The sequence below is a fragment of the Winogradskyella eckloniae genome, from assembly GCF_013249045.1.
Lineage (GTDB): Bacteria > Bacteroidota > Bacteroidia > Flavobacteriales > Flavobacteriaceae > Winogradskyella > Winogradskyella eckloniae.
In genome coordinates this window covers 143,263-157,978 of sequence record NZ_JABRWP010000001.1, presented here as the reverse complement: position 1 = coordinate 157,978, position 14,716 = coordinate 143,263, and the positions used below count along the sequence as shown (strand labels likewise).

General features: G+C 32.8%; 10 protein-coding genes. 5 read left to right on the top strand and 5 right to left on the bottom strand.

The genetic code is table 11. The features are described 5' to 3' along the window. Positions 1-88: 88 nt before the first annotated feature. Positions 89-289 carry a zinc ribbon domain-containing protein gene (locus HNV08_RS00745; RefSeq protein WP_173279203.1) on the bottom strand — a complete coding sequence of 67 codons (201 nt, stop codon included), beginning with the start codon at positions 287-289 and terminating at the stop codon, positions 89-91. Positions 290-446: 157 nt separating this feature from the next. Between HNV08_RS00745 and HNV08_RS00740 the strand changes: the two genes are divergently transcribed. Beyond that, on the top strand, positions 447-2,456 hold the full coding sequence (locus HNV08_RS00740; protein WP_173279202.1) for a glutamine--tRNA ligase/YqeY domain fusion protein: 2,010 nt from the start codon (positions 447-449) through the stop codon (positions 2,454-2,456). Positions 2,457-2,794: 338 nt separating this feature from the next. Here the strand turns inward: HNV08_RS00740 and HNV08_RS00735 are convergent, their stop codons facing one another. Both HNV08_RS00735 and HNV08_RS00730 read right to left on the bottom strand, forming a co-directional pair. Next, on the bottom strand, positions 2,795-3,313 hold the full coding sequence (locus HNV08_RS00735) for a hypothetical protein (RefSeq protein ID WP_173279201.1): 519 nt from the start codon (positions 3,311-3,313) through the stop codon (positions 2,795-2,797). Continuing rightward, a complete protein-coding gene (locus HNV08_RS00730; protein ID WP_173279200.1) occupies positions 3,303-4,235 on the bottom strand; it encodes an SPFH domain-containing protein in 933 nt (310 codons plus the stop codon). Before HNV08_RS00730 ends, HNV08_RS00735 begins: the two co-directional genes overlap by 11 nt. 97 nt (positions 4,236-4,332) lie before the next feature. On the opposite strand from HNV08_RS00730, the gene HNV08_RS00725 reads away from it, so the two are divergent. Further along, positions 4,333-5,010 carry a hypothetical protein gene (locus HNV08_RS00725; protein WP_173279199.1) on the top strand — a complete coding sequence of 226 codons (678 nt, stop codon included), beginning with the start codon at positions 4,333-4,335 and terminating at the stop codon, positions 5,008-5,010. A 56-nt stretch (positions 5,011-5,066) separates the two neighbouring features. Here the strand turns inward: HNV08_RS00725 and HNV08_RS00720 are convergent, their stop codons facing one another. Further along, the gene (locus HNV08_RS00720) at positions 5,067-6,047 is read right to left on the bottom strand and encodes an SGNH/GDSL hydrolase family protein (RefSeq protein ID WP_173279198.1); all 981 of its coding nucleotides are present in this window, start codon (positions 6,045-6,047) and stop codon (positions 5,067-5,069) included. A 55-nt stretch (positions 6,048-6,102) separates the two neighbouring features. Further along, a complete protein-coding gene (gene gltX / locus HNV08_RS00715) occupies positions 6,103-7,617 on the bottom strand; it encodes a glutamate--tRNA ligase (protein ID WP_173279197.1) in 1,515 nt (504 codons plus the stop codon). Positions 7,618-8,269: 652 nt separating this feature from the next. Here gltX and HNV08_RS00710 point away from each other — a divergent pair. The 3 genes from HNV08_RS00710 (at position 8,270) to mnmG (ending at position 14,411) form a co-directional block, all read left to right on the top strand. After that, on the top strand, positions 8,270-11,935 hold the full coding sequence (locus HNV08_RS00710) for a DUF4175 family protein (RefSeq protein WP_173279196.1): 3,666 nt from the start codon (positions 8,270-8,272) through the stop codon (positions 11,933-11,935). Continuing rightward, positions 11,928-12,335 (top strand): rRNA maturation RNase YbeY, encoded by a 408-nt coding sequence (gene ybeY / locus HNV08_RS00705; protein WP_173279195.1) that lies wholly within the window; start codon positions 11,928-11,930, stop codon positions 12,333-12,335. The genes HNV08_RS00710 and ybeY overlap by 8 nt, the downstream gene beginning before the upstream one ends. Before the next feature lie 204 nt (positions 12,336-12,539). Beyond that, positions 12,540-14,411 (top strand): tRNA uridine-5-carboxymethylaminomethyl(34) synthesis enzyme MnmG, encoded by a 1,872-nt coding sequence (mnmG, locus tag HNV08_RS00700; RefSeq protein ID WP_173279194.1) that lies wholly within the window; start codon positions 12,540-12,542, stop codon positions 14,409-14,411. Positions 14,412-14,716: the final 305 nt, after the last annotated feature.

The following is a 14,716-nucleotide window of genomic DNA, read 5'->3' as shown; positions in this document are numbered from 1 at the left end:
AATTTTAGTCACTGTACGTAGATGAAGAGATGTTCTCAGCAAAAGTCTTGATTATTGTTTCTAAAAGCGAAGCGGTCTTTGTTCTATTTTAATTCGTAAACAAATCAAACACATTACTCAATGCGCTAGTTTTCGCTTTATAAAATTCTGTATAACTACACTTTTTACAAGTTACTGAGCTAAATTTTTTATTCTGAATGTCAAATATTTTAGACCATCGTCCACCAGTGGCTCTCATTTCGCTAACCTCATAAGTGGTATTATCACATTTTGGGCAGATATAATTCATTATTTTCTATAGATTTTGATTCATACTATCAGTCTAAAAAGATAAATAAATGTTACATTTTGCTTAATTTTACCAACTGGAATAATGATGTTGATAATTGGAGTTAGGTATAGATGTTTTCCCTAACAACAAATAGTTAACAGCTAATACCTTAAACATGTCAGAAGAAACAAAATCACTCAATTTTATTGAGCATATTATAGAAGAAGATTTAGCTAATGGTTTAGCAAAAGATAAACTTCGTTTTCGTTTTCCACCAGAGCCAAATGGGTATTTACACATTGGTCATACCAAAGCTATTGGTATTAGTTTTGGGCTAGGAGAGAAGTACAATGCACCTGTTAATTTAAGGTTCGATGATACCAATCCTGCAAAAGAAGAGCAAGAATATGTAGATGCTATAAAACGTGATATAGCTTGGTTAGGTTATAAGTGGGAAAATGAATTGTACTCATCAGATTATTTTCAGAAGCTATACGATTGGGCTATTTTAATGATAAAAGATGGCAAAGCTTATGTAGATTCTCAGTCTTCTGAAGCAATGGCAGAACAAAAAGGAACACCAACACAAGTTGGTACAAACAGCCCTTTTAGAGAGCGTAGTGTTGAAGAAAATTTAGAATTATTTGAAGGTATGAAAGCCGGAAAATTCACTGCTGGTACACATGTTTTACGTGCTAAAATAGACATGGAAGATCCAAATATGTTAATGCGAGATCCTATTATGTATCGTATTATGTATGCGCATCATCATAGAACAGGTAACGATTGGTGTATTTACCCAATGTACGATTGGACGCATGGCGAAAGTGATTATCTAGAACAAATTTCGCATTCATTATGTTCTCTAGAGTTTAAACCTCACAGAAAACTTTACGATTGGTTTAAGGATAATGTTTATGAATATAGTAAGGAAAACTATCCATTACCACCAAAGCAGCGCGAATTTGCAAGGCTAAATTTAAGTTACACCATTATGAGTAAGCGTAAATTATTACGTTTAGTAGAAGAGGGTGTGGTCTCTGGTTGGGATGATCCACGTATGCCAACAATTTCTGGATTACGTCGTCGTGGTTATACACCAAATTCTATTAGAAAATTCATAGAAAAAGTAGGTGTTGCTAAGCGTGAAAACGTCATTGATGTTTCGTTGTTAGAATTCTGTATTCGTGAAGATTTAAACAAAACGGCAAATAGAGTTATGGCTGTTTTAGATCCAGTCAAAGTGGTCATTACTAATTATCCTGAAGATAAAGAAGAATGGTTAGAAGCGGAAAATAACCAGGAAGATGCTTCAGCCGGATTTAGAAAAGTACCATTTTCTAGAGAAATCTATATAGAAAGAGAAGATTTTAAAGAAGAAGCTGGTAGTAAATTTTTTAGATTAAAATTAGGAGGTGAAGTAAGACTAAAAAATGCTTACATCATTAAAGCTAATGAGGTTAGAAAAGACCAAAATGGCGATATATTAGAAATTCAGTGTACCTATGATGAGGATACTTCTAAAAAAGTAAAAGGGACATTACATTGGGTTTCTGTAAAACATGCTATTACTGCAGAAATAAGAGAATATGATCGTTTATTTAATGATGAAGCTCCAGACAGCCATGGTGACAAAGATTTTATGGAATTCTTAAACCCTAATTCTTTAACTGTAAAAACAGGCTATTTAGAACCAAGTTTAGCAGAAGCTAAAGTAGGAGAGCAGTTTCAGTTTCAACGTTTAGGTTATTTTAATGTAGATGATGATTCTACAGCAGAAAAATTAGTATTTAATAAAACGGTTGGCTTAAGAGATAGTTGGGCAAAACAAAAGCCTAAACCTCAAAATAATCAAAATCAGAATAAACCAAATCCTCAGCAACAAAAGCGTTCTGCAATTAGCGTTATTCAACAATTTGGAAAGAAATACACTAAATTTACTGAAGAAAAACAATTAAAAGCTAAAGCTGAAATACAAGAGTTAGCTAAAGATGTATCTTATGATGATTTAGAGCCATTATTTGGCACTGCAGTAAAAAAAGCAGGTACACGTATCGTTGTTTTAATTGCGTTAAAAGAATTGCTTAAAAATGGCTTAGAAAAAAATGAAGCTATTACGGAATTTATTGAGAAAGCAAAAGAAGATAAAAATGACATCTTAGTGGCAGAAGCTTCTGATATTTAACAGTTTATTGAGAGCGTTTGGTTCTGTTAATTTGTAACTTATGGTAAACACTATAAATTATGAAAGAATCACAGAAAATATTAACTGAAATTTCAACCGTAACTAGAGAATAGAAGATAATTATCCAGAGCTTCAAAAACATTTAGATGAAACACGAAGTACATTACCGCAAGGTTCAAAAGATAGTGCTAGCATAAATGATACGGATTTAAGAAATTATCTTAACGAATTAAAAGCGATTAGAGATAAATACTTAGAAGCGCATTAAGTCAATTTTAAATATAAAAAAACCTCATAACTATAAATTATGAGGTTTTTTATTTGTGTCAAATTATAAATTAAAGTTCCTCTACCTGAACATCATCTTCAGGAATTTCAAGACTTGTTTCAAAATTTGGAGCAATCTTATTTGCTAACACTTCATTTTTTAATTGTTTAGCTTCTACAAACCACCAATAGTTATCAACATCATTGTAAATACCAACAAAATGAATTGTAGATTTTACACGTTGACCAGACATCGTCATTTCTGTATAACCTTTCATTATACATCGCGATTGACCTTGTTCTTTAGTAATTTTAGAAACACTAATAACATCTGCTTTTTCAATTACTAAACCTTGTGCTTTTGCACTTTCCATAGTAGATTTTAAAACTTTTAAAGCGGCTTCTTTGCCTCCCATCATATCTAGTACAGCAGGTAAAGTATGCTTTACTACAGTTTCAAAATCCATATTTAAATTAGCTTTTACAGTAGCTGTAGCATCGTTTAATGCGCTTTCTTTAGTTTGAGAAAATGCAATTGTACTTACAGTTATAAAAGCTAACAGAACTATTTTTTTTAATTTATTCATCATTCTTTTTTTTGTTTTTTGCGGCTTTCATTGCTTCACCTATTTGATTACTCGCTGTAAAACTAGCCACCATATCATTTAGCATTTGGCTACCAGCTTGTGGTGAATTAGGTAATAATATTAAGTTACTATTAGTTTCTTGTCCTATAGATTGAAGTGTATCATAGTGTTGTGTTACAACGATTAAAGCAGAGGCTTCTTGTGAGTTAATCCCAACTTTATTTAATACTTCTACAGATTCCTCTAAACCACGTGCAATTTCTCTACGCTGATCTGCAATACCTTGACCTTGTAAACGCTTACTTTCTGCTTCAGCTTTTGCTTTTTCAACAATTAAGATTCTTGCTGCATCACCTTCAAATTGTGCAGCTGTTTTTTCTCTATCTGCTGCATTAATTCTGTTCATTGCTGCTTTTACTTGTGCATCTGGATCAATATCAGTAACTAAGGTTTTGATGATATCATAACCATATTCCATCATGGCATCATTTAATTCAGATTTTACTGCAATAGCAATATCATCCTTACGAACAAAGACGTCATCTAATTTCATTTTTGGCACTTCTGCACGTACCACATCAAAAACATACGAAGTTATTTGATCATGAGGATAATCTAATTTATAAAATGCCTCAAAAACCTTATCTTTTATAACCTTATATTGTACAGAAACTTTAAGACGAACAAATACATCATCTAATGTTTTTGTTTCAATGATTACATCTAATTGTTGAATTTTTAAACTCAGTTTTCCTGCGATTCTGTCTACCAAAGGAATTTTTAATTGCAATCCAGAATGTCTAATGCTTTGAAATTTACCAAAGCGTTCAATGATTGCGGCTGTTTGTTGTTTTACCACAAAGAACGAAGAAATTAAAACTACAAGTCCAATAAATATAATTGGAACGAAAATAAATTGACCCATAACACGTTTTTTTAAAGTTAAAGAATACGAGACTTTAAAAGTAAGTAATATTAAATTATTTTTACTTACGTTTGTTTATATCAGCTTTTTAATTAGCATGAAAAATTTAAAATCTATACTATCAGTCGTCATTTGTGTTGCTTTTGTTACACTTAGTTACGCACAACGCAAAAATTATAAAATAAAAAACGGTATTGGTCTTCAAGGTGGCGTGACCCAATTTGATATTTTAACCGATAATTTTGAAACCAAAGCTAATACAGGTTATATAGGTGGCATGTCTGCTTCTGTAGACTTACCAAATAAATGGTATAATGTGAGTTATAATATGCAATTATCGCAAAACCACATTGATATTAACGCTTCTAAAGTTGGACTATTAACCAATGAATTTGTAGAGTATAAAATGTTTACTGCAGATATTTCGTTTTTACTTCATGTGAAATTAATAAGTAATAATTTAACCTTAGATGTTGGACCAATGCTTCAGTATAACAGTGAATTAGAACTAAAGGACGAATCTAAGGAAGGCTATATTTTAACGGGTTATAACAATTTGTTTACAGAAGATATTAGAGAAATTTCAAATTTTAATGCCAATGGAACCGTAGGTTTAACCTTAGGTGTTAGACGTTTGTTTATTAGAGCACAATACATGTATGGATTTACCAATATGTTGGGTAAATTAAATGATAAAGACTTCAATATTTCTAGCAACGAAAAATTTAAAGGAAATCAATCTCTGCTGGCATTAACCTTAAACATTACTTTATAGGCTTGCATTTAGACAGATTGAGAAACCTTTTTATTATTTAAACAAGAAGACTGTTACTAGTTTAATAGTGTTTCAATAGCTAAATCTAGTTTTTCAACTTCCATTTCAATAGGCAATATACTATCTGTCTTATATAGTTTCTCTTTTGAAGTATAACCAATGTAATAGCGCCAACCATCTGAGCGTAATTCACGTCGTCTAAGAACCAAATTATAAAGCGAATCGGCTTCTAAACGATCAATTTCAGTCATAGGATTTTCAATAGAAATTTCGGGATATAAATCCTTCAATATTTTCTGAGCCATATAAAAATGCCCAATCGTATTAGGATGTACACCATCTGGTATAAATGTTGAATCTGATTTTATGCTTTGCATTGCTGTTAACTTAGAATCGAGATGATGATGTAAATCGACCACTTTTAGCGCTTCGGTTTCAATACTTAATAACCAATTAGAATAGGCTTCTAAAACATCATTATATTTAAAATAAGGATGCCAATATTCATAAGTGTCACCTTCTTTTGATAAACGATCTTTAATAGGATTTGGATCAAAAATGGTTGGTGTCATCAGTATCAATTCTGCATTAATAGCTGTAGTCTTTGTTTTCAATTCTAAAATGCCATTTTTATAGGCGTCAAATCGAAGACTATCTAATGGCGAGTAATTACCATCATTCATGCCATAACAAGCAATGACAACGTCTGGTTTTATTTCATTTAGAGCCTTGTCTAGACGATGTCTAACATTTGGTCTTGGAAATTCACGTCCTTCTTCAGTAGTTCCTGAGATGGTTTCACCAGACAAGCCAATACTAATTATATCTAACTGATTTTTAGGATATTGTTTTCTAATATAATATTCTAAAAAATCTACATAGCGACCGTTTTGAGTAATGCTATTTCCTAAAATTAGTACGCGTTTGCCGTTTAAGGCTAATTCTATTTTAGGCGTTGATAAGTCAGATTTTTTTTCACTTTTACAAGCGGTAGTTATACCTAAAATACATATTAGAATAAAAAAATAAGACTTCATGTTTTTGAAATTTTAGACCTGTCAGGATTTTAATACCTGAGAGGTCTTAGTTATATTAAATATGTTTAATCAAATGCTCAATACGTTTTACAGTTTCAGCTTTACCAATCATAAACATAATATCAAAAACATCTGGCCCTTGTAAAGCACCAACTAAAGCTAATCGTAAAGGCATCATTACTTTACCAAATCCAATTTCGTTATCAGTAATCCAACCTTTAATGTTAGTTTGAAGGTTTTCAACCGTAAAATCTTCAGTAGCATTAACCAATTCTATAACCTTAGTCATAATATCTGCTGTACCATCTTTTAGTGCTTTTTTAGACGCTTTTTCATCATAAGCTGTTGGCGCTGTAAAAAAGAAATGACTCAAATCCCAAAAATCAGAAACAAACGTTGCGCGTTCTTTTATTAAGCCAACACATAAGGCAATGTAATTAACATCAATGTCTGCTAATTCTGCTTTAGACGCTTTAAACTGCTCAGCCAAATCTAAATCTAACTGTTGTTGCATGTATTGATGATTAAACCACTTGGTTTTATCCGGATCAAAACGTGCACCAGCTTTATTGACTCTAGCTAAATCAAAATCTGCAATCAATTGGTCTAAGCTAAAAATTTCTTGTTCTGTACCAGGATTCCATCCTAAAAAGGCTAAGAAATTGACAACCGCTTCTGGGAAATAACCGTCTTCTTTATAGCCTCTAGAAACCGTTCCGTCTGGTGCTGTATACTCTAATGGAAATACTGGGAATCCCATTTTATCACCATCACGTTTACTTAATTTTCCTTTTCCTGTTGGTTTTAAAATCAATGGTAAATGCGCAAATTCAGGCGCTTCCCAACCAAAAGCATCATATAATAATTGATGTAATGCTAAAGATGGTAACCATTCTTCGCCACGAATTACATGTGTAATTTCCATTAAATGGTCGTCCACAATATTCGCTAAATGATAGGTTGGCATACCATCACTTTTAAACAATATTTTATCGTCTAAAACATTCGTATCAATCTTAATATTTCCACGAATAATATCAGTTAAATGCAGCGTTTCATCTTGAGGCGATTTAAAACGAATCACATAATGATCACCTGCTTCAATCTTAGCTTTTGTTTCGTCTTCAGGCAGCACTAAAGAATTAACCAAACGGCCTTTTTCTCGATTATGCCAATTATAGATAAAAGTTTTGCCTTCCGCTTCATGAGCTTTTCGTTCAGCATCTAATTGTTCAGCAGTATCAAAAGCATAATAGGCTTTTCCATTGGCGATTAATTCATCGGCATATTGCTTGTATAAATCTTTACGTTCACTTTGTCTGTAAGGACCAAATTTTTCGTTTTTATTCGGACCTTCATCAAAGGAAATTCCACACCAACCTAATGATTTAACAATATAATCCTCAGCACCTTCCACATAACGATTTTGGTCTGTATCTTCAATTCTTAATACAAAATCGCCATCATGTTTTTTGGCAAATAAATAGTTGAATAAAGCAGTTCTTACACCACCAATATGTAAAGGTCCTGTTGGACTAGGTGCAAAACGCACACGTACTTTTTTAGACATAACGGAAAATAGAAATTGTTTGGTATTCTGAATTTATTTCAGAATCTCGCGCAAAGATAAAATTATAGATTTTAAGTTGGAAGAACGAAGTGTGAAGTTTTATTTAAATTAAAGAATAGATAAACTAAACATTGGTTACAATGCAATAAGCACCAAAAAATGTTCTTTTCAGCCAAAATTAACACCAAAAACAGCACATATTAACAGAATCTTATAAATTTTACCGAAATTACATTTAAAATAAAATCGTAGTTTAGTCAGTTGATATTAGTGAGGAGTTGTTGGTTGGCGGTTTTTAGAAAATTGAAAACGCAATAATTGGCAACGAAACATTGAATTTTTATTGGATTAAAATTTCTTTAAAAGTAAAACAATTGTCAATGCATTAGCGAAATGTGCTTGCAAATGTGAAGCATTCACGAAAACCGAATTAAAACATTAAATGTTGATGAGTAATTTCCTTACAAATCGTTTTGAAATCGAAGGTTCACGGAATCCTATTTAATAAAATAGAAAAGTGAGTAATTTTTGGTTCGTTTTGTATTAAGACAACTGCGAAGCACATCACGAATTCATCTATAAACAATGGAAACAGATGAGTAAAATGAAAAGAGAAAAAGGGTATCCCAAATATTAAAAAGAAGAATAAAAATTGACCAATTTCCAAAACATAAAACAAAAACTAGAACAGTTCATAAAAAGGTACTACACCAATGAACTTCTAAAAGGCGCCATACTTTTCTTCGCTATTGGTTTACTATACCTTATCATCACAATTTTCATAGAATACGTTCTGTGGCTAAACCCAACAGCAAGAACCATTTTGTTTTGGGTTTTTGTTGCTGTAGAATTAGCCTTATTCGTAAAATTCATTGCCATTCCATTAGCACATTTATTCAAATTACGACAAGGCATTAATTACGAAACGGCTTCTAAACTCATAGGCAACCATTTTCCAGAGGTCAACGATAAATTATTAAACGTTTTACAACTCAACGAAAGCGGAACACAATCCGATTTACTTTTAGCAAGTATAGAGCAGAAGTCTCAAGAGTTACAACCCATTCCTTTTAAATCTGCGATTAATTTTAAATCGAATACTAAATATTTAAAGTACGCAGCCATTCCAATCGCAATTCTTTTATTATCCTTTTTAACAGGAAAGATAAACTGGTTTAGCGACAGTTATGAGCGCGTTGTAAACTACAAAACAGCATACGAACCACCAGCACCTTTTCAGTTTTTTGTATTGAATGAAAACTTACAAGCTATTGAAAATAAGGATTTTAAGTTAAATGTGTCTACAGCAGGAAATGTAATTCCTGAGATCGCACAAATCAAATTCAACGGTCAGTCTTACTTCTTGCAACAAGTCGCAGCAGGCGAATTTCAATATACTTTTACGCTTCCAAAAGAAGCAGTTGAGTTTACCTTATCAGCAAATGATGTCACGTCCAAACCTTATAAATTAACGGTTGTCAACACACCAAATCTGGTTAATTTTGAGATGGTTTTAGACTATCCATCGCATACTAAAAAACAAGATGAGGTGTTAAAAAGTACAGGTTCAGCCGTAATTCCTGAAGGTACAAATATCACGTGGAAAGCAAAGACAAAATCTACAACAGGTGTTCAAATCTATGCTGAAGATACTTTAAGTTTTAAGTCTACTAACAACGGAAATTTTGAAGCCTCAAAACGACTTTACAAAAACTACAATTACAGCATCACAACCAGTAATGATGATTTAAAAGATTATGAAAATTTAGCCTACAACATCAATGTCATCAAGGATACTTATCCTGAAATGAAAATTAAGGTTCAAAAGGATTCCGTAGACCAACAGAGCTTATATTTCTATGGACAAGCAAGTGATGATTATGGATTAACAAAGCTGCAATTGGTGTATTATCCAACGGACGACGAGTCTAAAAAAGTGGTAGAACCGATTCATATTTCAAAATCCAATTTTTCCGAATTTGTGAGTGCGTTTCCAAATCAATTCAAGTTAGAAGATGGTGTAAGCTACCAATTGTATTTTGAGGTATTTGATAATGATGCACTTCATAATTATAAACGTACCAAAAGTTCTACATTCAGTTACCGAAAATTAACAAAAGACGAAGAAGAGCAGAAGCAACTCAATGAGCAGAATGAAACGATAAAGGATATTAGTAAAACATTCGATAAGCTTCAAGAACAAGATAAAAAGCTAGAAGAATTTTCTAAAACCCAAAAGGAAAAAGAAAGCCTGAATTTTAATGATAAGAAAAAGTTTGAAGACTTTTTAAAGCGTCAGAAAAATCAGGAACAGTTAATGAAGAATTTCAACAAAAAATTGCAAGATAATTTAGAGGAATTCCAAAAAGACGAAAAGAAAGACGACCAATTCAAAGAAGATTTAAAAGAACGTTTAAAAGAAAATGAAGAGCAACTCAAAAAGGATGAAGAATTGCTTAAAGAATTGGAAGAATTAAAGGATAAAATAAACAAGGAAGAATTCACTCAAAAACTTGAAGAATTAGCCAAACAAAACAAGAATAAAAAGCGAAGCATGAAACAGCTTTTAGAATTAACGAAGCGTTTCTATGTGATGAAAAAAGCTGAGAAAATGGCTAGTGAATTAGAGAAGCTTTCAGAAGCACAAGAAAAATTATCTGAAGAAGACAAAGAAAACAATAAAGAAGCTCAGGATAAATTAAATAAGGCGTTTGATAAACTTCAAGAAGAATTAGACGAGTTAAAACGTGAAGACCGTCAACTTCAAAAACCAATGAAAATTGCAAGGGATGAGTTTTTAGAAGATGAGATTAAATTCGACCAAAAGGAAGCTAAAGACGCCTTAGAAAAGAAAGAAGACGCTGAGTCTAAGGACGACGAAAAAGAAGCACAAGAACAGAAGCAAAAAGCCCAAAAACAGCAAAAGAAGGCCGCTCAGAAAATGAAACAAATGAGTGAGATGATGAAAATGAAAGCTGGAGGTGGTGGTGGAGGCGAGCAAATGTCTGAAGATATCGATGCGTTGCGTCAGATATTAGAGAATTTGTTATTGTATTCGTTTGACCAAGAAGAACTTATGGTAACTTTTGAGAGCATTGGTATTGATAATAATAATTACGGGAAGTACATTATTGAGCAAAGTAACTTAAGAGAACATTTTGAGCATATAGACGATAGTTTGTTCGCCTTGTCTTTAAGGCAACCTAAGATTTCCGAGAAAGTAAACTCACAGATTACAGAGGTGTATTTCAATATTGATAAGGCATTAGAACAGTTGTCTGAAAACAGATTATATCAAGGTGTTGGAGCACAGCAATACGCAGTAACATCTACAAATGAATTGGCTAGCTTTTTAAGTGACGTTTTAGATAATATGGAGATGGAAATGAGTCCTGCTCAAGGCGATGGTGATGGAGACTCACAATTAGACGATATTATAATGAGTCAAGAAGAGCTTAACAAAAAAATGGAAGAAGAGCTCAAAAAAGGAGAGAAAGGGAAAGAAGGAGAAGAAGGACAAGAAGGTGATAAGGGAAAAGAAGGAGAGCAACCTGGTAATGATGGCAAGGATGGTAAAGAAGGTGAAGGGAAGAAGCCTGGAGAAAAAGGGAAATCTGGTAAGGAAGGCAAAGAAGGTAAAAGTGGAGAGAACGGAAAGCGTGGAGAAGGACAAGGTAAATCTGGCGAAGGAGGTAAATCTGGACAAAATGGAAAACAGCAAGGCGAAGGCAACCAAAATGGCCAAAAAGTAGGAAAGAACGGAAAAGATGGTAAAGGTGGTAAAGAAGGAAAAGGAGAAGGTGAGAATGGTGAAGGGAATGGAAAGAATGGCAAAAATGGAGGTGATGGTAATGGTGAAGGTGAAGGCGAAAAGAACGATGGTTATGGAGAAGGAGGACGTGAAGAGCAGAATGGTGAACTTTATAAAATCTACCAGAAACAACAATTATTGCGTCAGGCTTTAGAAGACAAATTCGCAAAAGAAGGAAAGATTGAATCTGCAGGACAGTTAATAAAGCAAATGGAAGAGATTGAATTGGATTTATTAAACACAGGATTCACAAATCAAACGCTTCAAAAAATGATGGATGTACAGCATCAATTATTAAAATTGGAGAATGCGACCTTTATGCAAGGACAAGATACCAAGCGTAAATCTGAAACCAATGAAAAAGAATTTGATGAGAATAATGCCTCTCAAATATTAAAAGCGAAGCAATATTTTAATACTACTGAGATTTTAAACCGACAAGCCTTACCTTTGCAAGATCATTTTAAGAAGAAAATTCAAGAGTATTTTAATAAAGCCAATGATTAGTTTTAACTACGAAACCGATTTTAATTTAGATAACGAAGCGTATTTTACGAACTGGATTTCAAATACCATTCAAGAAGAACATTGTAAAGAAGGCGAGATCATTTACGTGTTTTGTTCAGATGATTATTTGCATAAATTAAATGTCGATTTTCTAAATCATGATACCTTAACGGACATTATTAGCTTTGATTATTCTGTAGGAAAAGAATTACATGGTGAAATTTATATTTCAGTGGATAGAGTGAAGGAAAATGCCTTAGATTTTAATGTTCCGTTTGAAGATGAATTGGCACGAGTAATCATTCATGGTGTACTTCATTATTGTGGTTATAAGGATAAATCAGAGGAAGAAGAAATGGTAATGCGCTCAAAAGAAGATTACTATTTAGGGAAGCGATAAAGTCCTTTCAAAAATTAATCTTTAATTCAGATTACAAAAAGTAGGTGTGATGGACTGTTTCAATTTCATTGTATATTTGCAGGCTTTGATTTTCTTTAGAAACGAAAATGAAAATTTTTAGAGAAGCGTATTTTATTAATTAATAAGATTCCTGCCTACGGAGGAATTTAGATTGTTCCACGTGGAACATAATAATAGTTTACTATGTTTAACGAAGTATATGATGTTGTAGTTGTTGGAGCAGGACATGCAGGTAGTGAAGCTGCTGCAGCTGCGGCTAATATGGGAAGTAAAACATTGTTAATTACAATGAATCTTCAAAACATTGCGCAGATGTCTTGTAATCCTGCGATGGGAGGTATTGCAAAAGGACAAATTGTTAGAGAGATTGATGCGCTTGGTGGTTATAGTGGAATTGTTTCAGATACTTCTGCGATTCAATTTAAGATGCTAAATAAGTCTAAAGGACCTGCAATGTGGAGTCCAAGAGTGCAATCCGATAGAATGCGTTTTGCTGAAGATTGGAGAATTCTTTTAGAAGGCACTGAGAATTTAGATTTCTATCAAGAAATGGTTTCTGGTCTTATTGTAGAAAATCACAAAGTGGTTGGTGTAAAAACGTCACTTGGTGTTGAGGTAAGAGCGAAGTCTGTTGTGTTGACTAATGGTACTTTTTTAAATGGCTTAATTCATATAGGCGATAAAAATTTCGGTGGTGGAAGAGCAGGTGAAAGAGCTGCAATCGGAATCACAGAACAACTTGTTAATTTAGGTTTTGAATCTGGAAGAATGAAAACAGGAACACCACCAAGAGTAGATGGTCGTTCTTTAGATTTTTCTAAAATGATTGAACAACCTGGAGACTTAGATCCACAAAAATTTTCTTATTTAGATATTACAAAACCATTAACGGAACAACGTTCTTGTCATATGTCTTATACAAGTGAATTAGTTCACGATCTATTACGTGAAGGCTTTGATCGTTCGCCAATGTTTAACGGTAGAATTAAAAGTGTAGGACCTCGTTATTGTCCTTCCATTGAAGATAAGATCAATCGATTTGCAGATAAAGATAGACACCAATTGTTCGTAGAGCCAGAAGGATGGAATACTTGTGAATATTATATAAATGGTTTTTCTACATCCTTGCCAGAAGATGTTCAATTTAAAGCCTTACGTTCTGTAGTTGGGTTTGAAAATGTAAAATTCTTTAGACCAGGTTATGCGATCGAATACGACTATTTTCCACCGACACAATTGAAGCATACTTTAGAGACAAAATTAGTTGATGGTTTATATTTTGCTGGACAAATTAATGGTACTACTGGATATGAAGAAGCGGCTTCTCAAGGGTTGATGGCTGGTATAAATGCAAGTCTTAAAGTTCAAGAAAAGGAAGCCTTTACATTGCAAAGAGACGAAGCTTATATAGGTGTTTTAATAGACGATTTGATTACAAAAGGTACAGAAGAGCCTTATCGGATGTTTACTTCGCGTGCTGAATATAGAACTTTATTAAGACAAGATAATGCAGATTTTAGATTGACACCTAAGGGTTATGAGTTAGGTTTAGCTTCGGAAAAACGTTTAAAACGAATGGAAGAAAAGCAATCAAAATCGGAAGCATTTGTGCAATTTTTTAGAGATACTAGTGTAACACCTGAAGAAGCAAATCCGGTTTTAGAATCGAAAAATTCTGCGACAGTGAAACAACAAGATAAGATGTTTAAATTGTATGCGCGACCAAATATTACTATTAATGATGTAAGGAAATTTGAAGCTGTAGAAGGTTATATTCAAACACAAAATTTGGATAGGGAAGTGATAGAGCAAGCGGAAATTCAAGTTAAATATGCTGGCTATATTGAAAAGGAAAAGAACAATGCAGACAAGTTAAACAGACTTGAAAATTTAAAGATTCCTGCTGATTTTGATTATTCAAAATTGAAATCTATGAGTATAGAAGCTAGACAAAAATTAAATAAAATACAACCCGTAACCATTTCTCAGGCATCTCGAATTAGTGGTGTTTCGCCAAATGACATTTCTGTTTTATTAGTTTACTTGGGTCGCTAATATTCTTTGAAAAAGAAAATTGAAGATTTAGCGTAGCTAATTTTATGTGTTATTATTTTAATGTTCCACGTGGAACGATTTTAATAGTTAATAAAAAAACACCCCTAAAGTCCCCTCAAGGGGACAATTTATATTTTAAAAATTTTATTAATTGATAATAAGAGGTGTATTTATAACAAATATTTATAATCAGAAGCACTAAATATTATTAGAACAATTGTCCCCTTGAGGGGACTTTAGGGGTGTTAAAAAACGACTAATATTATTGGAATAAATTTATTTCAAGTTCAAAATTAATATTTGAT